Below are 24708 nucleotides of genomic sequence, written 5' to 3'. Positions count from 1 at the left end.
GCTCGTGGTAGGCGGTACTCGGATGGCGCCTGCACCTCGGACAGCGCACTGATGGTGCACCGCAACGCTATCCGCCTATCCGAGAGCTGAGGTGCGCTGTGGCTCTGGAGTTTCCGTCCTGGCTGGAGTGGGTGGAATGGATCGTCGGATCCGACTGGCCGCACGGCAACGAAGACCTCATGTGGGAGATGGCCCGCGAGTTCGAGGGCGCCGCCAAGCAGGTCGACGAGCTGATGCCGGAACTCAACGCGCTGATCAAGGCGGTCGAGAAGGCGTACCCGGAGGGCCAGGGCGGTGAGGCGATCCTGAAGTGGGTCACCCCGCTTCGGGACGGTGACGGCAAAGGCCACGGCTCACTGAAGGAACTCGCCGACCACTACCGCACGCTGAGTTCGGCCGCCGACACCATGGGCGACCAACTGGAAGCGGCCAAGCTCAACTTCTACATCGCAGGCGGCTGGCTGGTCGCCGAGCTCCTCGCGGCCCTTATCCCCCCGATGTTCGCGCCGGGACGGTGGGCCCTCGCGGTCGCCCGCGGGCGCGTCACTTTCCGGCTGCTGACCCAGCAGCTGCTCGCCCGGATCCGCAGCATCATCGGCCAGCGCATCACCAAGGAGCTGCTGAAGGAGATCGCCCCCAAGCTGGCGTTCGCGATCGCCAAAGAGGGAGCCCAGGAACTCGGCCAGGGCCTCTCGCAGGAATTAGCGGTCCAGACCTACCAGAAGCAGAAGGGTCGCATCGACTCCTATGACATGAACGCGCTCAAGCAGAATGCCGTCATCTCGGCCATCGCCGGTGGTGCCGGTGGTGCTTTCGGCTTCGGTGCGGGGAAGGTGTTCAACACCGGGATGGGCGGGCGCGGGGGCGCCATCAATGGCCTGTTGACCGGCGCGACCGCGGGCGCGGGCGGTGCGGGCGCCGCATGGCTCGCGACCGGATTGATCTACAACAACTGGGACTTCGATCCGCGCTCGCTGACCGGTGGCGTCGCCTCGGGCGCCGGGCCGAGCGCGGTCCACGGCTTCTTCGGCAACAACGAACACAGCGGTCGGTTCGGCAACGACGGCAGCCAGGGCGCGAACGTACCGGGCTCGAATACCAACGTCGGCTCCGACACCAACGCGCCCGGCTCGAATACCAACGTCGGCTCCGACACCAACGCGCCCGGCTCGAATACCAACGTCGGCTCCGACACCAACGCGCCCGGCTCGAATACCAACGTCGGCTCCGACACCAACGCTCCGGGCTCGAACGCACCCGGCCAGAATGCCGGCGATCCGGCCGCCAATGGCCAGAACAACAACGGGCAGACCGGCGTCAACGGGCAAGACGCCAACACCAACGCCCCGGCCGCCAACGGACAGCAACCGGGTGGCCTGCAGACGAATCCCCAGGGCGCGAGCACCGGTACGCCGGATACCTCCTCACCGCACGACACCGGCCGCGACGCGGGTCGTGCCGATACTTCCGATCGCCCGAACGCGAACAACAACGAGGGCGGCGGCGCGGCCGGGCGCAATGACCGCCCGGAGGCGGCGCCGGAAGCCAAGGGCGGCGAAACGAGCTCGCCCGCGACGCAGCACTCGGGCGACGGCTCGCTGAGCAGCCCGGCCCGGGACGTCAATGCTCCCTCCGCCGCCGATACGACCGGCAAGCCCATCGACTCCCCCGCAACCACCGGGGATTCGAATCCCGAGTCCCGGGTGAACGCACGCAGCGATACCGGTCCCGCCGCCAGTGCCGATGCGGCGAACACCGCGAACACCACGGCGGGCGCACAACCCGGACCGATCGCTCCCGCCATGGGCGCGCCCGCCACCTCCGGTGGGCCGTCCATGGCCGCGACCACGGCGGGCACGCCCGCGGCATCGACCGGGCCGACCGGTACCACCGGCACGACGACGACCAACCCGACGACCGGCAGCACGACGTCCAGCCCCGCCACGTCCAGCCCGGCCACCTCGAACAGCACGCCGGGCAACCCGTCGAACCCCACGACCGACCGCGCGGCCGGGCCCGCCGATCCCAAGACCTCGGCCGTGCGCGACGCCCGCCCCGTCAGCCCTGCCGATGGAGCGGTACCCAAGCCCACCACCGTCTCGGCGCCCACCGCCCGCGCCTCGGTCAGCGATATCGGTTCCCTGCCCGGCGATTCCGGACCGGTCCAGGCCGCCAGCACCGGCGTCGACCCCACCACCGCGCCGATCGCCGATGCCGACCAGCGGCAGAGCGAGCCGAACCAGGACGACGTCCAGGTGATACCGGTGCTCCCCGTGGACATCTCGACCCCGAATCGGGATTCGGATACCGGAAACCGTTCCCCGAGAGACAGATACGCCCTCGCTGCGGCCGGACCGGTCAGCGATTTCCACGGCGCCGCACGCCCCGACAACCAGCCGGACCTCAGCCAGACCCGCGTCCGCGCCCGCATCGGCGACAATGTCGCGCTCATCACGCCCGAAGGCGTCGCCTGGAACGGCGATATGGGCCATTTCGTGCTGCCGGACGGGCAGCGGGTGACCGTCGTCGTCGAGTGGACGAGCAACAATGCGGTCGCCGAGTTCTTCCAGCGGGACGACGGGTCCTTCGGCATCAATGTGTCGCCGCGGGCCCGCGATGTGGATGTCGTGCGGGCGGTGGCGCACGAACTGGCCGAGATCAGGTTGTCCACCGATCCCGAGATCGATGTCGAGATCGACACGACCGCCGACCGCCCTGGCCGGCTGACCACTCACCTCGGTGGGCGTTTCGCCGAAATCCGGGTTCTCACAGCGGATATCGACGCCGCGGTGCACGATCCCGCGCGGGCGCACGACCTACCGCGGCTGCGCAAGGATCTGAACGATCTGCTCGATCGGCTCGGCTTCAACGATCCCGCGCACGGCGATACCGTCCGCGCGATCCTCGCCGATCATGACGCATTGCTGGCGCACCGGATCGAGCTGGAGCAGCAGGGGCTGCTCCAGCATCGGCCCACCTTCGACACCAACCTGACCGACGCCGATTTCGACCGGGCCGCGGCCGATCACCTCGCCCAGTTGCAGCAGCAGTTGAGCGGCGATTTCGTCGATGACGTCGTGCGCGCCGAACAGATGGCATTGGACGGCCGCATGCGCGAGGAGCTCGCGCGGCGGGTCTTCGATCCGCTGTTCGCCCCGGACGCCAAGGGCGCACGGCGCACCGTCGACCTCGACACCCTGCTGAAAGCCCTGGATCCCGTGAACGCGGCCATGAACGATCCGGCGACGCAGGGACGGGATCGGGCGGACGCGCTGCATCGCGCCATCGACGGCTTCCACGACGCCATGCCGCAACAGTTCCGGGACGCCTTCGGTCCGGATCGCCTCGCTCGGATGCATTCCGCCGCAGACGCTTTCGCCGACGCGCCGAACCGCATCACCGGCTCCATCGATACCGCGACCGGCGCGCTGACCGTGAACGGCCGGACCACCACGCTCGGCGATTTCCTCCGTTCCGTCGACAGCGCCAACCGGGGCGCGACGCAGAACGGGCTGAATCTCGAATACACCGTGGTGATCCACGATGCGGTGGACGGAAACTCCAGCGTCGAAATCCTGTCCCGCCCGCGGCCGCAGCATCGGCTGCCCATCGACCAGAACCTCTTCGGACCGGACAACACCCCGATTCAGCATCAGCCGCGCGATTCCGTGCCGGCGGCGGTGAACGGCGGGCACACCATCGACGTGGGCGTCGGCCGCAGCGCCTTCGGCGTCGAAATGACCCCGGCCGCAGACCGTTCCGGCGACGGCCTGGTCATCAAGACCGAGCTCGCCTCCGAGTTCCCCGTCAAGGGACAGCGCCGCCGCGACCTCGGCATCATGGATCCGGGACCGCTGACCGAGCCCGGCACCGTCATGGTCTTCGGCGACCTGTTGTCCAACGGCCATCTGCTCGGCGGGGATACGGCGCGCGTCTACATCAACAATGTCAGCGCCCATCTGCCCGATTCCGCCTACGGCCCCATGGCCGCGAACCTGGCCGCCTCCCTCGCCCCGGGCGCGCGCGTGGAGATCCAGTGGGATATGAAGCCGGACAAGGACGGCGAGCCACTGGGCAACCGCGGGCATATCGACGGCACCAAGCTGTGGGCGGCGCTGGAGAACCACTACCGGAACGAGGGCGTCCCCAACCCCTTCCGGATGGAGGTGTTCACCGCATTCCCGCCGCCGGGCAATACCGACTACGACTACACCATCGACGCGGGCGCGAGCAACAACCTCAACCACGCGCTCATGAGCAGCTTCAGCGCGCCCCAGCCCGAGCATCGCATGGTCATCGCCTATGACCCGGCCGGGGCGGACGGCGCGCGCCAGCCCGGAGCGCCAGCCCGGCCGGACGCGGAAACCGATTCGCGGGCCGGGGATCCCGCGCACGGAACCGCCAGTCCCGTCGGCGATTTCCGCGGCGATGCCCGCACCGGCGAGCACGATCTCGACCTCGGCTTCGTCCGCAAACAGCTCGAGCTCAACCTGGCCCTCGTCGCACCCGCGGATGTCTCCTGGAATATCGACACCAAGCAATTGGTGCTGCGGCTGGACGGCCAGACGATTCCGATCGACATCGCCGTCGGACCGACCACCGACAATGCCGTCGCCGACTTCACCGCGCGCACAGACGAATCCGGCAATGTCACCGGTTACGACATCAATGTCTCTCCCCGCGCCCGCGATCAGGACGTGTTGCGCGCGCTGGCGCACGAACTCGCCGAGATCCGCCTGTCGCAGGATCCGGAAGTCCGCGTCGATCCGAACGACGATCGGCCCTCCGAGCTCACCAGCCATCTCGGCGGCCGCATCGCCGAACTCGACGTGCTCACCGCGCAGATCGACCGCGCCACCTTCGACCAGGCTCGCGCGGCGGAGCTTCCGGGTCTGCGCAAGGACCTCGCCGATCTGCTGGATCACCTCGGCTATCGCGATCCGGCGCACGCCGACACGGTGCAGCGCCTGCTCGCCGAGCACGATCCGCAGCTGGCACGGCGCCTCGAGCTCGAACAGCAGGGCTTGAACGGGTCGCGCCCCACGTTCAATGCCACCCTGGACGCCGATCCGAACAGCTTCGATCGGACCAGCGCCGACCATCTCGACCAGCTCCGGCAACTGGTGACCGGCGACAATGCCGACGCCCTGCTGCGGGCCGAGCGGATGGCGATGGACTCGGGTCTGCGCGAGGAACTCGCCCGCCGGGTTTTCCAGCCGGTCTTCGCCCCGGAAGCCAAGTCCGCCCGTCGCGCGCTCGATCTCGACACCCTGCTGAGCAGCCTGGACCCGATCAACGCGGCCATCAACGACCCGGCCACCAGCGGACCGGACAAGGCCGCGGCCATTCGCAGCGCCGTCGACGATTTCGTGAACAACACCATGCCGCAGGCCTTCCGGGACGCCTTCCCACCGGATGCTCTCGCGCGCATGCACAATGCCGCCGATGCCTTCGCGCACGGTCCGGATCGCATCACGGCGATGATCGATCCGGCGACCGGTCTCACCGTGAACGGCGAACCGCTGGCGCTGAGCGACTTCCTCCGCGATGTGGATCGGGCCAACCGCGCCGCCACCGCGCACGGCCTGAACCTGGAATACGTTGTCGTACTGCATGATCCGGTCGACGGCAGGCAGGCTGTCGAGGTGCTGGCGCGGCCGCGCCCGGTTCATCGACTGACCATCGACCAGTACGTGTCCGGATCCGGGAACACGCCCATACCATTCCAGCCGCGCCCGTCCGTGCAGGCGGCGGTGGACGGCGGCTTCACCATCGACGTCGGCGTCGGCCGCAGCGCCTTCGGCGTCGAAATGACCCCGATCGCCGATCGTTCCGGCGGCGGACTGATCGTCAAGACCGAACTCGCCGCCGAATTCCCCATCAAGGCGCAGCGCCGCTACGACCTCGGCATCGACGATCCGGGACCGCTGACCGAACCCGGCACCGTCATGGTGTTCGGCGATCTGCTCTTCAACGGCCACGTCCTCGGCGACGGCGCCGTCGGCGACGCGGCCCGCATCTACGTCAACAATGTGAGCGCGCATCCGGACAGCGCCGATTACGACACCATCGCGGCGGAACTCGCGAGGACGCTCACGCCGGGCGGCCAGATCGAGATCCAGTGGGATACGAAGCCGGAGGAAGAAGGCGGCACGCCCGGCGACCGCGGCCATATCACCGGACCCGATCTCTGGCAGGCGCTGCAGCGGCACTACCAGAATCTCGGCCTGCCCAATCCGTTCCACATCGCCGAGCACACCGTGTTCGCCGACCCGGGCAACGCCGACTACCTGTATTCCATCGACGCGGGCGCGAGCAAGAATCTCCCGCTCGATCGCATGGACGAGATCAAGCGGCCGGTGCCCGAGCAGCGAATGATCATCGTGTACGACCCGGCCGGCGTGCACACCCCGCAGCAACCGGACGCCGTCACTCCGGCGGAGGCCGGAACCGATGCCCGCACGGCGCAGAACGAGCACGGTACGGCCGCCCCGGTCGGGGAGTTCCGCGGCGATGCCCGGCCCGACGGCGCCCCGGACCTGTCCCGTGACTTCGTGATCAACCAGCTGCGGAACAACCTCGGACTGATCACCCCCGGGGACGTCACCTGGAATCGCGATACGAACCAGTTCGTGCTGGAGCCGGATGGCCGCGGGCTCACCGTCACCATCGACGTGGGTCCGACCACCGGCAATGCCGTTGCCGACTTCACGGCCCGCACCGATGATTCCGGCAATATCACCGGCTACGACGTCAATGTGTCCCCGCGCGCCCGCGACGAGGACGTCACCCGGGCGCTGGCGCACGAGCTCGCCGAGATCCGGCTGTCACAGGATCCGGACGTGCTCGTCGATCCGACCGACGACCGGCCCGATCGGCTCACCACCCACCTGGGTGGCCGCTTCGCCGAGCTCGGGGTGCTCACCGCGCAGATCGACCGCGCGGCCACCGATCCCGCGCGGGCACACGAACTGCCGGGCCTGCGCCAGGATCTGAACGACCTGCTGGACCACCTCGGCCGCAACGATCCGGTACAAGCCGACACGCTGCGGCAACTGCTCACCGATCACGATCCGGCGCTGGTCCGGCGACTCGATCTGGAACAACAAGGGCTGCACAGCAATCGGCCGATCTTCGATCCGAACCTGACGAACCCGCAGTTCGATCAGGCCAGTGCCGATCATCTGGATCAGCTGCGGCAGCTGCTCACCGATCAGAACGTCGACGGCGGCAATGTCGATGCGCTGGTGCGCGCGGAACAGATGTCGCTCAATGCCCGCATGCGGGAAGAGCTGGCGCGCCGCATTTTCGACCCGCTCTTCGATGCGGACGCCAAACCCGCGCGGCGGACGGTGAATGTCCAGAGCCTGCTGAGCGCGCTGGATCCGGTCAATGCGGCCATCAATGATCCGAACCTGAACGGTCCCGATCGCGCGGAGGCGCTGCATCGCGCCCTCGACCGGTTCCGGGCCTCGATGCCCGACGCGTTCCGCGAGGCGTTCGGTCCGGACCGGTTCGACCAGATGTATTCCGCCGCAGACGCGTTCGCCGCCGCGCCGAACAGGATCACCGGTGTCATCGACCAGCACACCGGGCAGCTGACGATCAACGGCGAGCAGACCACCCTCGGCGATTTCCTGCGCAGCGTCGACAATGCCAACCGGGCGGCGACCACGCTGGGCCTGAACGTGGAATACACGGTCGTGGTGCACGATCCGGCCGACGGCAAGGCCACCGTGGACGTCATGTCCCGGCCGCGGCCACAGCACCGGCTGCCGATCGATCAGAATGTGTTCGGGGAGAACAACACCCGCATACCGCACGAGCCGCGCCCCTCCGTTCCGGCGGCGGTCGCCGGCGGGCACACCATCGACGTCGGCACCGGCCGCAGCGCCTACGGCGTCGAAATGACTCCGGTCGCCGATCGTTCCGGCGACGGCCTGGTGATCAAGACCGAGCTGGCCTACGACTTCCCCGTGGCCGGGCAGCGCCGCCGCGATCTGGGCATCCTCGATCCCGGTCCGCTCACCGAGCCCGGCACCGTCATGGTCTTCGGCGACCTGCTGTTCAACGGCCATATCCTCGGCGATTCCGGAGCCGGTGACGTCGCCCGGATCTACATCAACAATGTCAGCGCCCATCTGCCCGACACCGCCTATGCCGACATTGCCGCGGAACTGGCGAACACCATGCTGCCGGGCGGCCGCATCGAACTCCAGTGGGATACGAAGCCCGAGGAGGAGGGCGGCACCCCCGGCGACCGCGGGCACATCACCGGGTCCAAGCTGTGGGACGCGATCCAGGAGCACTACCGGAATCTCAACGCGCCCAACCCGTTCCACATTGCCGAGCACACCGTGTTCGACGGACCGGGCAACCGCGACTACGACTACACCATCGACGCCGGTGCGAGCAACAACCTCAATGCCGCGCGCATGGCCGAGATCGTGCCGCCGCTGCCGGAGCAGCGGATGGTCATCGTCTTCGACCCGGACGGGGTGAGCACGCCGCAGCGAAATCCGGACACCGAGTCGCGCACAGACGATCGCGAGCACGGCACGGCGAGTCCCGTCGCCGACTTCCACGGCACTGCCCGGCCGGAGGGCACCCCGAATCTGTCCCGGGACTTCGTGCTCGACCAGGTCCGCAACAACCTCGGGCTCATCACGCCCGAGAATGTCGCCTGGAACCGCGACACCAACCAATTCGTGCTGGAATCGGACGGACGTACCCTCACCGTCACCGTCGACGTCGGGTCGACCACCGATAACGCCGTCGCCGACTTCACCGCGCGCACGGACGAGAACGGCAAGGTCACCGGCTACGACATCAATGTCTCCCCGCGCGCCCGCGACGAGGACGTCACCCGGGCGCTGGCGCACGAGCTCGCCGAGATCCGCTTGCTGCAGGATCCGGAGCTCCTCGTGGATCCGAGCGATGATCGACCGTCGCAGCTCACTCCGCACCTCGGCGGCCGCATCGCCGAGATCGACGTGCTCACCGCGCAGATCGACCGGTCGGCCACTGATCCGGCTCGGGCGCACGAACTTCCGAGCCTGCGCCAGGATCTGAGCGACTTGCTGGACCACCTCGGCTGGAACGATCCGGCGCATGCGGACACGCTTCGACAGCTGATCACCGACCAGAATCCGGGACTGGTCCAGCGGCTGGACCTGGAACAGCAAGGGCTGCACGCGCATCGGCCCGCATTCGATCCCGGCCTGACGAACTCGCAGTTCGATCAGGCCAGTGCCGATCATCTGAACCAGTTGCGGGACTTGCTAACCGGCGACGACATCGACATTCCGGGCGATCGGGTCGAGGACCTGCTCCAGGCCGAGCGGATGTCGCTCGACGCCCGTATGCGCGAGGAGCTGGCGCGCCGCATCTTCGACCCGCTGTTCGAGCAGAGCACCAAGCCCGCGCGCGGGCTGGTGAAGGTGAAGTATCTGCTGGGCGCGCTGGATCCGGTCAATGCGGTGATCAATGATCCGAATCTGCGCGGACCCGAGCAGGCCCAGGCGCTGCGCCATGCCATCGCGCGGTTCCGCGACGATATGCCGGAGAAGTTCCACGATGCCCTCGGCCCGGACGTCATTCCCCGGATGTACGCCGCCGCAGACGCTTTCGCGGCAGCTCCGAACCGGATCAGCGGCGTCATCGACCAGCACACCGGGCAGCTGACGATCAACGGCGAGCAGACCACCCTCGGCGATTTCCTGCGCAGCGTCGACAGCGCCAACCGGGCGGCGACCGCGCTGGGCCTGAACGTGGAATACACGGTGGTCGTGCACGATCCGGCCGACGGCAGGGCCACCATCGACGTCATGTCCCGGCCGCGGCCCCAGCACCGGCTACCGCTGGACCAGAATGTCTTCGGGGAGAACAACACCCGCATACCGCACGACCCGCGCCCGTCGGTGCCGGCCGCGGTGGACGGGGGCCACACCATCGATGTCGGCGTGGGCCGCAGTGCCTTCGGCGTCGAGATGACCCCGGTCGCGGACCGGTCCGGCGACGGCCTGGTGATCAAAACCGAACTGGCCTACGACTTCCCCGTCGCCGGGCAGCGCCGCCGCGACCTCGGCATCCTGGACCCCGGACCGCTCACCGAACCCGGCACCGTCATGGTCTTCGGCGACCTGCTGAGCAGCGGTCATCTGCTCACCGCCGGCCCGGAGGGCGGGGCCGCGCGCATCTACATCAACAATGTCAGCGCCGACCTGCCCGATGCCGCCTACCGCGCCATCGCCGCCAACCTGGCCGCCACCCTGGCGCCCGGCGGGCAGATCGAGATCCAGTGGGATATGAAGCCGGAGGAGGAAGGCGGCACACCCGGCGACCGCAAGCACATTCTCGGCACCAAGCTGTGGAAGGCCATCGAGGCCCACTACGCCGAACAGCGCGTGCCGAATCCGTTCGAGGTCCGGGAGAATGTCGAGTTCCCGTATCCCGGCAACACCAACTACGACTACACCATCGACGCCGGAGCGAGTAACAAGCTCAATACCGCGCGCATGGCGAAGTTCAACCCGCCGATGCCCGAGCATCGGATGATCATCGCCTACGCCCCGGACGCAGACGGTGCGCCCGCCCGGAACACATCGAATCCGGAGGCGCCCGAACACGGAACGGCGAGCCCGGTCGGCGACTTCCGCGGTGATGCGCGCCCGGACAGCCAGGGCGAACTCACCCTCGACGCGGTGCGCGAACGGCTCGAGAACAACCTCGGCCTCATCCAGCCCTCGGACGTCACCTGGAACGACGACACCAACCAGTTCGAACTGCGACGGCCCGACGGCACCACTCTGCCCATCACCGTCAATGTCGGACCCACCACCGACAACGCCGTCGCCGATTTCACGGCACGCACCGACGACAACGGCAATCTCACCGGCTATGACATCAACGTCTCCCCCGGAGCACGTGATCAGGACATCCTCCGCGCCCTCGCCCACGAACTGGCCGAAATCTCGCTGTCGCTGAACCCGGATGTCCTGACCGACACCACCAATGATCAGCCGTCGCAATTCACCAGCCACCTGGGCGGCCGCTACGCCGAACTCCATGTGCTCACCGAACAGATCGGCGAGATCACCAGAACCAGAGACAAGGCGGGGCTCAAGCAACTGCCGAGCCTGCGCCGGGACCTGACCGACCTGATCAGGCACATCGGGCTGCATGATCCCGACTATGCGCCCACCGCGGAACGACTACTGGCCCAGCACGATTCGGATCTCGCGCGCTATGTGGACCAGGTGCGGATTCCGGATGCGGGCATCCTGCGGCCCGGCGCGGCCGACCCCGATGCCACACCGACCCCGCACGATCTCGGCCGGATCAGGCAGCTACGCGAACTCGCCGACCAGATGGAGCAGGTCGCACCGGAATCGCCGGAACACGATGCGCTGCGCCGCGAAGGGCTCGCCCTCGTCGAACGACTCGGACTACGGGAGGGCACCCCGGGCGCGGCCGCCCGGCGCCAGATCGTCGGTGACCGACTGACCGAGCACGCGCGGCAGCAAGTCGATCGCATGCTCAGCGATATCGGCCGCCGAGACATCGATCTCCCCGAGGCCGATCAGCAGCTGGCCGACCGGGTCCGGACCGAGCTCCGGGCGGCCGCCGCGCTCGACTTCCTGATCCCGGAGCATTCCTTCCACTTCGGCACGCTGATGGCGTATCAGGAATACCAGAGCCAGATTCCGGCCAGCGGCGCGGCCGTCAATATCGTCGAGGACCCGGATACCGGCGCACGCTGGTACAGCTGGCCGCCCGGCATGGACCTGAACACCGACGGCGCGCCCGTCGCGGATATCGGACTGCCCACCGATCCGCAGCAGTTGCACGATCAGTGGTCGGACCTCTCCGATGCGGAGAAAGACGCGCTCTACCAACAGGATCCGTTCCTCGGCGCCCGCGACGGCATTCCGCAGGTCGATCGCGACCGGTTCAACCGGCAGACCCTCGCCGTGCTGCACGCGGAAGCCGCTCGGGCCCACCAGCAAGCGGAGCAGGCCAAGCAGCAGATCGAGGCCGATTCGAATCCGGACGCCGATCTCCTCGCTGCAGCCGAGCAGCGAGTCGAGCAGACCAAGGAGCGCCTGGCCCAGATCGACGACATGCTCAGCCTGCTCGACGCACCACCCAAACCCGGTGTGCCGCCGATTCTGCTGTCGTTCCTGGATGCGGACCTGCACTACATCTACGCGCTCGGTAATCCGGATACCGCCGACAACCAGGCCATCGCACTCGCAGGGGCCTTCCGCCGCCGCAGCGGTGTCGGCTACGCAGTACAGATCCTCGAACAACTGCGCGACGCCGCGCTGGCCATCAATCCGAACGCCGAAACCTCGGTCATGCTGTTCGGCGCCTACAACAATCCCGCCAGGCTGGTCGAAGGCATTTCCTCGCGTGGCGCGGAAGAGGGCGCGCAAACAGTTCGTGACTTCCACGACGGCCTGCGAGTCACCCATCAGGGACCGCCCGCCAATGTCACCACCATCGCGCACTCCTACGGCGGTGTGACCGGCGGGCATTCGGCCGGGCACGGACACGAACTCAACACCGACGCACTGGTTTTCATCGGCGCGCTGGGCGCCGGTGTCCCCCACGTCAGCGAACTGCGTCTCACCGGCGTCGACCCGGCCGATATCCGCGATCACGTCTTCGCCACCCTGGCCGAGCACGACTCCGTGATGTTGATGCCACCCACCCAGGGCCCGGCACCGACCGATCCCGATTTCGGCGCAACGGTTTTCGACTCCGATTCCGCACCCAGCCCGACCCGGCTGGGCTGGAACCCCGACACCCACCAGGCGCCGAACTACTTCAACTCCGGGCATCCGTCGTATCGCAGCCTGGGCCTGATCCTCAATGGTGAAGGACACCAGCTCAATCAGCCGAGCAGCGAGCAGAACCCGACGGACCCGCCCGAACACGGAACCGCCAGCCCGGTCGGCGACTTCCGCGGCGACGCGCGCCCGGACAGCCAGGGCGAACTCACCCTCGACGCCGTACGCGAACGGCTCGAGAACAACCTCGGCCTCATCCAGCCCTCGGACGTCACCTGGAACGACGACACCGAGCAGTTCGAGCTGCGACGACCCGACGGCACGACTCTGCCCATCACCGTCAGCGTCGGCCCGACCACCGGTAACGCGGTCGCCGACTTCACCGCGCGCACGGACGCGGACGGCAACCTCCTCGGTTACGACATCAATGTCTCACCGGGAGCCCGCGATCAGGACATCGTGCGCGCCCTCGCGCACGAGCTCGCCGAGATCAGCCTCTCGCTGAATCCGGATGTCGTCACCGACACGACCAATGACCGGCCGTCGCAGTTCACCAGCCACCTCGGCGGCCGCTACGCCGAATTGCAGGTGCTGACCGCGCAGATCGACGAGATCTCGGCCAGCCGGGACAAGCAGCTGCTCAAGCAGCTGCCGGGGCTGCGCCAGGATCTGGCCGATCTCATCCGGCAGATCGGGCTCAATGACCCGAATTACGCGCCGACGGCGGAACGACTACTGGCCCACTACGATTCGGATCTCGCCCGGCAGATCGACCAGGCGCGGATTCCGGACGAGACCATCCTGAAGCCCGGCGAGGTCGATCCCGACGCCCGGCCGACGCCGCATGATCTCGGCCGGATCAGGCAGCTGCGCGAGCTGGCCGAGCAGCTGCACCGAATCACTCCCGAAGCGCGCCAAGGCGATCCGGCCGCGCGCGCCGAATACGATGCCGCCCGGCGCGAAGCGCTGGCTCTGGTCGAGCGGCTCGGGCTGCGTGAGGGCACGCCGGGCGCGGCCGCGCGCCGGGAGATCGTGTCCGATCGGCTGAACGAACAGACCCGCACCCGGGTCGACCGCATGCTCAGCGATGTCGGCCGCCGCGACGCCGATCTCCCCGAGGCGGATCGGCGGTTCGCCGAGGATGTCCGCACCGAGCTGCGGGCCGGGGCCGCACTGGATTTCCTGTCCCCGCTGCACACCTTCCATATCGGGGTGCTGAAGGCGCATCAGGCCTACCGAGCCCAGATCCCGGACAGCGGCGCGGCCGTCAATATCGTCACCGACCCCGAAACCGGGGCGCGCTGGTACAGCTGGCCGCCGGGCATGGAACTCAATACGGCGAGTGCGCCGCTGCCGGATATCGGGATTCCCACCGATCCGCAGCAGTTGCACGATCAGTGGTCGGACCTGTCCGATGCGCAGAAAGACGCGCTCTTCCAACAGGATCCGTTCCTCGGCGCCCGCGACGGCATTCCACAGGTCGATCGCGACCGGTTCAACCGGCAGACCCTCGCCGGCCTGCGCGCGGACGCCGTTCAGGCGCACGAGCAGGCCGTCCGGCAACAGGAACAGGCTCGGGCCGACCAGAATCAGACCGCGGATCGGATGAAGGAGGCCGAGGCGCGGGTCAAGCAGACCAAGGAGCGTCTGGCTCAGATCGACGACATGCTGAGCCTGCTCGACGCGCCGCCCAAACCCGGTGTGCCGCCGATCCTCCTGTCGTATCTGGACGCCGAGCTGCGCTATGTCTACGCGCTCGGCAATCCGGACACCGCCGACAACCAGGCCATCGCGCTGGCCGGTGCGTTCCGCCGCCGCAGCGGCGTCGGCTACGCCGTGCAGATCCTCGAACAACTGCGCGACGCCGCCCTGGCCGTCAATCCGGAGGCCGAAACCTCGGTCATGCTGTTCGGCGCGTACAACAACCCGGCCGCGCTGGTCGAAGGCATTTCCTCGCGCGGCGCGGAGGAAGGCGCGACCAAGGTCCGTGAATTCCATGACGGCCTGCGCATTACCCATCAGGGACCGACGCCCGCCAATGTCACCACCATCGCGCACTCCTACGGCGGTGTGACCGGCGGACATTCGGCCGGGCACGGGCATTCGCTGAATACCGATGCCCTGGTGTTCATCGGCGCGCTGGGCGCGGGCGTGCCCAGCGTGGCGGATCTGCGGCTCACCGGAGTCGATCCGGAGAACAATGCCGACCATGTGTTCGCGACCATGGCCGAGCACGACTCGGTCCTGCTCATGCCGCCGACACAAGGCCCCGCGCCGACCGATCCGGCTTTCGGCGCAACGGTTTTCGACTCCGATTCGGCCCCCAGTCCGACCCGGCTGGGCTGGAACCCGGATACCCATCTGGCCCCCAACTACTTCAACTCCCAGCACCCGTCGTATCGCAGCCTGGGCCTGATCCTCAACGGCGAAGGACACCAGCTCAACCAGCCAGCCGACGACGACCAGAACCCGACGAACCCACCCGAACACGGAACCGCCGGCCCGGTCGGCCAATTCCGCGGCGACGCGCGCCCGCCCAGCCAGGGCGAACTCACCCTCGACGCCGTCAACGACCGGATCCAGGACAATCTCGACCTCATCCGGCCCGCGGACATCACCTGGAACCAGGACGACAGCCGGTTCCAGCTACACCGCGACGGGCGCACCTACGACATCACCGTGAACGTCGGGCCGACCACCGGCAACGCCGTCGCCGACTTCACCGCGCGCACCGACGCGGACGGCAATCTCCTCGGCTACGACATCAATGTCTCACCGGGAGCCCGCGACCAGGACATCACCCGCGCGCTCGCCCATGAGCTCGCCGAGATCTCGCTGTCGCTCGACCCGGACGTGCAGACCGACACCACCGACGATCGCCCGTCCCGGATGACCAGTCATCTCGGCGGCCGCTTCGCCGAGATACGGGTACTGGTCGCGGAAATCGAGGCGGCCAAGGATCCCGCGCGGGCGCACGACGCGCCGCAGCTCCGGCAGGACTTGATCGATCTGCTCCGCGAGCTCGGGTACGGCGATCCCGCGCACGCCGAGACGGTCCGCAAGCTGCTGGCCGCGCATGATCCCGCGCTGGCCGACCAGGTCGCGAAGATGAAGTTGCCGGTGCCGCCGGTATTGCCGCAGGGCGTCATCGGCTGGGGCGCGGACCCGCTGCAGGCATCGATCGTGGACGTCTTCGTCGACCCGGCGCCGGATCCGGTCACCGGACAGCGGCCGGGGGGCCTCAACCAGGACATGCTTCCGCACATACCCGGTGGCCCCGACCCCATGGGCGCGAACGGATCCCTCTACGAACTGCCGTTCGCCGATGCGGGATCCAAGCTCATGGTGCTGTTCGTGAACGCCGCCAAACTGTCGGGATTCACCTTGTTCGCCGATGCCGACCAGCCGGATCGGATCCGCCCCGGCTTCGTGCGACCCAAGTGGTTCAATGTCGGAGCGTCCGAAGTTCAGCCGCTGATGCGCGAATTCGACCCAGCCGATCACGCCGCCGCCGACACCGGCGAGATCCACGAGAGCTGGCAACAGCGACAGCGGGAAGCCGCTGCGGACTGGGCGCGGGTGCAGGCCTGGGCAGACCGGCAGTACGCCCGGTTCATCGCCGACCAGAACGCGAACGGCCCCGACAACGATGTCGCCGCCATCACCCGGATGCTCGACGAGTACCGCGAGGTCCGCCGCCGCGAACTGGACGAGTTCATCAATGCCGCGAACGAACTCGCCACCGGCCGCGCCGGCAAGAAGCCGAACAAGCTGATCACGAGGATCACCCGTCTACTCGGTGACGAAAACGCCCTCCACGCACGGCAACTCGCCGCAGACCTGCGCGAGAACCTGAACCGGGTGGCCGCGGGCGACCGCGCCGAGCTGGCCCGCGTCCTCGACGAGCGGCTGCGCGCCGTCGTCGGCGAGATGCTCCCCCCGGCCTTTACCGCCGAGCAGATCCAGCAGATCAAAGACCACCTGATGCGGGACCCGCACTGGGGGAGCGATCCGGAAACCGGGCGCTGGGTCCAGCGCCCGTTCGACGCGGTCGCCGATGTCGCCGAGGCCTGGAACCGCCTCCTCGAGGGCAGCCCGAAGCCCGCCGACATCCTGCTGCTGAAAGACGCGCTCGCCGAATCGAACTTCCTGCGCGACAACCCCACCGCGTCGTGGCGCGATGCCAGCAACAACGTCACCGCCACCGACGGCCCGCACTGGAGCGACCATCGTCCGCCGCTCACCGGTGACCGCGCCGGGATCCCGTACGCACCGGGCCGGCCCGGGCCGCAGCCCGATTCGGGCACGAGTGCCGGAGCGGATCCGGACGGACCGGATTCTGGTGGACCGGATCCGGATGGGCCGGATTCTGGCGGACCGGATACGGATGGACCGGATTCGGGTGGACCGAACCCGAATACGCCGCCGCCCAACGGGGCGCAGCTGCCCGCCCAACCGCAGCAAGGTCCCGCGCAACCGGAGCAGGCCCCACAGTCGGAGCGGGCGCCACAACCGGAGCAGGCTTCGAACGAACCCGAGGCCGGTGTGCGACCGGAGCAGACCGGGCAGCAGGCGGAAACACCGCGTTCGGAGTACGAACGGCTGTTGCAGCAGCGCAAGGAGCTGGTCCGGGAGCTGGAATTCCAGCGGGCACAGCGCGACGACCGGGTCGACCGGCTGCTCGATATCGGCGATCCGGAGGCCGCCCTGGGCACCCGGGAACGGTTGCAGGAGACCGTCCTTCGGCTGTTCGACGAATCCGCCACCCGGACGGTGAACATCGACGGCAATGGCGACGAAGCCCCGCATCGGGAGCGCCAGGCCAACAGCCCGGAGGAGGTGGCGCATCGCCGGGACGCGCTGCGCAAACTCACCGCGGCCGCCGAGGACGTCATCGGACTGCGCGAACAGATCCACGAACTGGATCAGCGGATTCACGAGCTGGAGCGGACCGGCGCCAATGCCGGACTGCCGCGCACCGCGGAGGTCACGGCCGAGATGGATCGGCTGGCCGCCGAGCGCGCCGACGAACTGCTGCGCATCAAGCCGCGCCGTGCCGCCCGTGACGACCTCGCGGCGGAATTGGGCGCGCTGGAGGCGGATCTCGCACCGCAAGAGGCGGAAACGAGTCCGCCTCCGGCAGACCCGAAGCGGCCGGACGGGGATACCGGCCAGCCACGGCCGCACGAGCGCCCACGACTGCTGAACGCCGACGGTTCGGTCAACCAGGATGCGCTGAGCCACGACAATCTCGACACGACGGTGCAGCGGTTGCGCGACGCCTTCCCGGATCGCGCGGCCGATATCAACGCTCTCGAAGCGGCCGCCCGCGATGTGAACCTGTCGCACAACAAAGCTGGCCGGATACAGGACGAGATGGCGCGCATCGCGGGCGAATGGCGGCGGATCGCCGCGACCGAGGGCGCGCGCATGGTCACCGATCACGTGGCGATCATGGACGGGCAGCCGCGGCGGATCATCGTGTTCGGCCCGCGTGACGCGGTGGGCGGGCGGCCGTTCGCCGATCACGATTCGGCATTGGCGGATGCCTTGCGGCACAACGCGACCGTGGCGCAGGCCATGGTGGATCCGGCGACGGTCGTGGAACGCCGGCGGGTCACCGTCGGCCGTGCCGACCAGGTGTCGGTGACGAATCACCGTGGCCCCCGGATCAGCCGGCTCACCGGGCGGAACGGGTTCAACAGCACCCGCTGGCGCGATGCCGAGGGGCGCTGGCACACCGTGGACCCGACCCGGCCGGATTGGGTCGGCAACCGGGATCCGGGGACCCTGCCCAAGGCCCACGAGGACCCGATTCTGATTCCGGGCGTCTTCGGCTGGGGCGCCGACCCGCTGCAGGCGGCGGTCGTGGACGTCTTCGTCGATCCGGCCGTCGATCCGGCCACCGGGCAGCGGCCGACGGGCTTCAACCAGGATCTGCTGCCGCATATGGTGGGCGGCAGCAAACCCATGGTCGATCCGGATATCCCGACCTACGAACTGCCGTTCGCGGACGCGGCGTCCAAGCTCATGGTGTTCATCGTGCAGTCCGCACGGCTGTCCGGGTTCACCTGGTTCGCGGACCCGTTGCAGCCGAGCCGGATTCGCCCGGGTTTCAAGCGACCGAAGTGGACCCCCGTCGGATCCGCCGAGGTACAGCCGATGGTCCGCGAATGGGAGAACGCCGAGCACGTTCCCGACAACGGCGAGATCGACGAGAGCTGGCACGAGCGCCGGCGGGTGGCTGCCGAGAAGTGGGCGAAGGTCCAGAGCTGGGCCGACCGGCAGTACGCGCGGTTCACCGCCGATCAGAATGCGGACGGGCCCGACAATGACGTCGAAGCCATAGCCCGCACTCTGGGCGAGTACCGCGAGACCCGGCGCCGGGACCTCGCGGCCTTCGTCGACGCGGCCCTGGATGTCGCCGCCGGGCCCGCGACCGTCAACTCCGACAAACTGGTCCGGCGGATCACGCGCCTGCTGGGTGAGGACAACGCCGACTACGCCAAGCAGCTCGCCTCCGATCTGCGCGAGAACCTCAGGAAGGTGCCGCCCACCGACCGTAATGAGCTCGGTCGCGTGCTCGACGAACGGCTGCGCGCCGTGACGGACTCCATGCTCCCGCCCGTGTTCACCGCCGAGCAGATCCAGCAGGTCAAGGACTACCTCATGCGGGAGTCGCACTGGTCCCGCGATCCGGTCGACGGGCAGTGGGTGCACCGGCCGTTCGATGCGGTCGCCGATGTCGCCGAGGCCTGGAACCGCCTGCTCGTCGGCAGCCCGCAGCGCGCGGACATCCTGCTGCTGCAGGACGCCCTCGCCGAGTCGAACTTCCTGCGCGCCAACCCGACCGCCACCTGGCGGCAAGCGAACGCGCATGTGGCCGCACTGGACGGCTTCCACTGGGATGCCGCCCGCCCGCCGCTCACCGGCGACCGCGCCGGAATTGCATACGAGCCGGGTCCGATTGGCGCGCAACCGAATTCCGCCGACACCACCGAGCCGGAGGCGATTACCGCAGCGGATGCGTCCACGACGCCGGATGCGTCCACGACATCGAATGAGAAGACGGCACCGGCTGCGGAGACCGCACCGGCCGAGGAGACGGCACCGGACATCCCCTTCAGCCTCGGCCTCGGCCTCGATTCGGGGACCCCGGCCAGCAGCACGCCCGGCAGCGGAGCGGCCAACCCGGACACCGGTCCGGGCAACGGAACTCCGAATGCGGACGCCGGCGCTTCGAACCCGGACGGCAACACTCCGAGTCCGAACCGCAGCAACCCGAGCCCGGACGGCAACACTTCGAATCCGGACGGCAACGACCCGGAGCGCGGGACGGCAAGTCCCGTGGGCGAATTCCGCGGTGACGCGCGGCCCATGTACGCCTCGGATCTCACCCTCGCCGACGTGGTGGGCCGGATCGACGGCAATCTCGGCCTCATCCAGCCCGAGAACGTCGGCTGGGACGCTGACACCGGTCGATTCCAGCTGCGGCTCGAGGACGGCCGCGTCATCCCGGTCACCGTGAACGTCGCGCCGACGACCGGCAATGCCGTCGCCGACTTCGCCGTGCGCACAGACGATTCCGGCAATGTCGCCGGCTACGACATCAATGTCTCGCCGCGCGCCCGCGATGTGGATGTCGTCCGCGCGCTGGCCCATGAGCTGGCCGAGATCAGCCTCGAGAACGATCCGGCGGTCCACACCGACCGGACCGAGGATCGCCCGGCGCGGCTCACCAGCCATCTCGGTGGCCGCTATGCCGAACTGCGGGTGCTCAACGCACAGATCGACGAGGTCATCGAGAGCCGGGACAAGCAGCGGCTCGCCGTCGACCTGCCGCGGCTGCGCCGGGATCTCACCGAGCTGATGGATCACATCGGGCTGCGCGATCCCGCGTACGCGCCCACCGCGGAACGGCTACTGGCCCAGTTCGATTCGGATCTCGCCCTGCGCGCGGATCAGGAACGCATGCCGGTCGAGGGCATCCTGCGGCCCGGCCAGGTGGACCTGGACGCCGAACCGACGCCGCACGATCTCGGCCGGATCCGGCAATTGCGCGCCCTCGCAGAGCAACTGGGGCAGATCTCGCCGGAGGCACGGCAGGCCGATCCGACGGCGCAGGCGGACTTCGATGCCGCCCGGCGCGAGGCGCTGGCGCTGGTCGAGCGGCTCGGACTGCGCGAGGGCACGCCGGGCGCGGCCGCCCGCCGCCGGATCGTCAGCGATTGGCTGACCCGGCAGGCGGGTGCGCGAGTCGACGAGATGCTCTCCGATGTCGGCCGCCGCGATGCCGATCTCCCGGATGCCGATCAGCGGTTCGTCGATCAGGTCCGGCTGGAGATCCGGGCCGCGGACGCGCTCGATTTCCTGTCGCCGGTGCACACCTTCCATATCGGCGTGCTGAAGGCCCACCAGGTCTTCCGAACCCAGCTCGGCGAGAATGCCTCTCCCGAGACCGTTTCCGAGCCCGGCAATATCGTCGAGGACCCGGATTCCGGTGCGCGCTGGCACAGCTGGCCGCCGGATATGGACCCGAATACCGCGAGCGCGCCCGTACCCGACATCGGGCTGGCCACGGATCCGGCGCAGCTGCACGAACAGTGGTCCCAGCTCTCCGATGCGGAGAAGGCCGCACTCTATCGTGCGGACCCGTTCCTCGGCAGCCGCGACGGCATACCGCAGGCCGAACGCGACCAGTTCAACCGGCAGACCCTCAATATGCTGCGTGATCAGGCCGAACTGGCGCAGGATGCCGCGCGGCTGGCCCAGATCGAGGACATGCTGGACTTCCTCGACCGGTCGCTCGACGGTCAGCCGCTGCTGCTGTCGTACCTCGACGCCAAGCTGCAATACGTCTACGCGCTCGGCAATCCGGATACCGCCGACAATGTGGCCGTCGCGCTGGCCGGTGCGCTACGGCGGCGCAGCGGCGTCGGCTATGCCAAGCAGATCCTGCAGCAGGTGCGCGCGGCCGCCAAGGCGGTCAACCCGGAGGCGGAGACCTCGGTGCTGCTGTTCGGCGCCTACAACAATCCCGCCTCACTGGTCGAAGGCATCTCCTCGCAGGGCGCGGAGGAGGGCGCGCGCAAGGTCCGGGAATTCCACGACGGGCTGCGGGTCACCCATCAGGGTCCACCGGCCCATACCACCACCATCGCGCACTCCTACGGCGGTGTGACCGGCGGGCACGCGGCGGGCCACGGGCACGAACTCAACACCGACGCACTGGTTTTCGTCGGCGCGCTCGGCGCGGGCGTGCCCAGTGTGGCGGACCTGCGGCTCACCGGCGTCGATCCGGCCGATATCGGCAAGCATGTCTTCGCCACCATGGCCGAGTTCGACTCCGTCGTGCTCATGCCGCCCACCCAGGGCCCCGCGCCCACCGATCCGGCATTCGGCGCGACGGTGTACCGCTCGGACTCGGCGCCGAGCCCGACCCGGCTGGGCTGGAACCCCAACGATCATCTGGCCCCGAACTACTTCGGCGGGAACAACTTCGCGTCGTTCCACTCCTCGCACGCCACCCTGGGCAAGATTCTCAACGGGCTGGGGCACGAACTCGCCGGCCCGGACACACCCGGACCGGATGCGCCCGAGCACGGAACCGCCAGTCCCATCGGCGAATTCCGCGGCGACGCCCGGCCCGCGGAGCTACCCGACGTGACGCGCGACGAGGTGCTCGGCCGGATCTCGGACAACCTCGATCTCCTCCGGCCCGACAATGTCGGCTGGAACGACGCCGCGAACCGGTTCGAGGTGCGGCTCGACGACGGGCGCGTCCTCCCCGTCACCGTGAGCGTCGGGCCGACCACCGACAATGCGGTCGCCGACTTCACCGCGCGCACAGACGATTCCGGCAACCTCACCGGTTACGACATCAATGTCTCACCGCGCGCTCGCGATCAGGACATCGTCCGTGCGCTCGCCCACGAACTGGCCGAGATCACGCTGTCGCTGGATCCGAATGTGCGGACCGATCCGACCGATGACCGGCCGTCCCAGCTGACCAGTCACCTGGGCGGCCGCTATGCGGAGATGCGGGTGCTGAACGCGCAGATCGACGAGATCATCAAGAGCCGGGACAAGGTGCTGCTGCGGCAGCTTCCGAACCTCCGCCAGGACCTGCGCGACCTGATGGACCACATCGGGCTGCGCGATCCCGACTATGCGCCCACGGCGGAACGGCTACTGAGCCAATACAATTCGGATCTCGCCCGGCGCATGGACCAGGAGCGGCAGCCGGTCGAGAGCGTACTGCGGCCGGGGCGGACCGCCCCCGACGCCGTGCCGACCCCGCATGATCTGGGCAGGATCAAGCAGCTGCACCACCTGGCCGATCAGCTGGCGCAGGTCTCGCCGCACGCGCGGGCCGAGTCCGACGCCCTGCGCCAGGAAGCGCTGGCGCTGGTGGAGCGGCTCGGATTGCGCGAAGGAACGCCGGGCGCGGACACCCGGCGCCGGATCATCGACGACCGGTTGACCGACCAGGCCCGCCGGCAGATCGGCGAGCTGCTGTCCGATGTGGGCCGCCGCGACACCGATCTGGCCGATCCGGATCGCGAGTTCGCCGAACAGGTCCGACTCGAGGCCAGGGCGGCCGACGCGCTCGACTTCCTGTCCCCGCTGCACACCTTCCACATCGGCACGCACAAGGCGCATCAGGAGTTCCGGCGCCAGAACGACGGGCGCGCCGAACCCGACAACCTTGTCGAGGATCCGGATTCGGGTGCGCGGTGGTACAGCTGGCCGCCGGGCATGGAGGTGAACACCGCGAGCGCGCCCGTGCCGGACATCGGGCTGCCCACCGATCCGCGACAGTTGCACGAGGACTGGTCACGGCTGTCCGACGCGGAGAAAGACGCGCTGTACCAACGGGATCCGTATCTGGGCAGCCGGGACGGCATACCGCAGGCCGAGCGCGACAGATACAACCGGCGGACCCTGGCCACGCTGCGACCACCGGCCGAGCAGGCGTATGCGCGGGCGCAAGCGGAATACGAACGGGTCGCGCGGGAGCACGAGGCGGATCCGTCCCTGCCCGAGGACGAGCTGAAAGCGGCCAAGGACCGGCTCGACCTCGCCAAGGCACGGTTCGAGCAGATCGTCGACATGCTGAAGTTCCTGGATACGCCGCCGCAGCAGGGGCAGCCGCCGATCCTGCTGTCGTATCTCGACGACAAGCTGCAATACGTCTACGCACTCGGTGACCCGGATAGGGCCGACAATGTGGCCATCGCGCTGGCCGGTGCGTTCCGGCGCCGCAGCGGTGTCGGCTACGCCCTCCAGACGCTGCAGCAGTTCCGGCAGGCCGCGCTGGCCATCGACCCGGACGCGGAGACGTCGACGCTGCTGTTCGGCGCTTACAACAACCCGGACTCCCTGGTCAAAGCCATCTCCTCGCGCGGCGCGGAAGAAGGCGCGGCGAAGGTCCGGGAATTCCACGACGGCCTGCGGGTCACCAATCTGGGTGAGCGAGTGCAGATCACCACCATCGCGCACTCCTATGGCGGCGTGACCGGCGGGCATTCCGCCGGGCACGGGCACGAACTCGATACCGATGCGCTGGTATTCATCGGCGCTCTCGGTGCGGGCGTGCCCACCGTGGCCGATCTCCGGCTGACCGGGATCGACCCGGCCGATATCGCCGACCACGTCTTCGCCACCATGGCCGAGTGGGACTCGGCCCTGCTCATGCCGCCCACCCAGGGGCCCGCCCCGACCGATCCGGGCTTCGGCGCGACGGTCTTCGACTCCGACTCCCGGCCCAGCGACACCCGCCGGGGCTGGAACCCGGACGACCACCTCGCCACCAACTACTTCGACTCCGGCAACCGGTCGTATGAGAGCCTGGGTCTGATCATCACCGGCCGCGGCCACCTGATCCGCAGAACTCGATGAAATGAGGAACCGC

Annotated in this window: 1 protein-coding gene; it reads left to right on the top strand. The window is 68.6% G+C overall.

Annotation, left to right across the window (positions count from 1 at the left end; all coding sequences use genetic code 11):
- The first annotated feature begins 98 nt into the window (after positions 1-98).
- Positions 99-24695 carry a WXG100-like domain-containing protein gene (locus ACYQ5L_RS05080; RefSeq protein ID WP_459955858.1) on the top strand — a complete coding sequence of 8199 codons (24597 nt, stop codon included), beginning with the start codon at positions 99-101 and terminating at the stop codon, positions 24693-24695.
- Positions 24696-24708 lie beyond the last annotated feature (13 nt).

The organism is Nocardia sp. IFM 10818, assembly GCF_054655275.1.
This window is presented reverse-complemented; position numbering and strand designations above follow the sequence as displayed.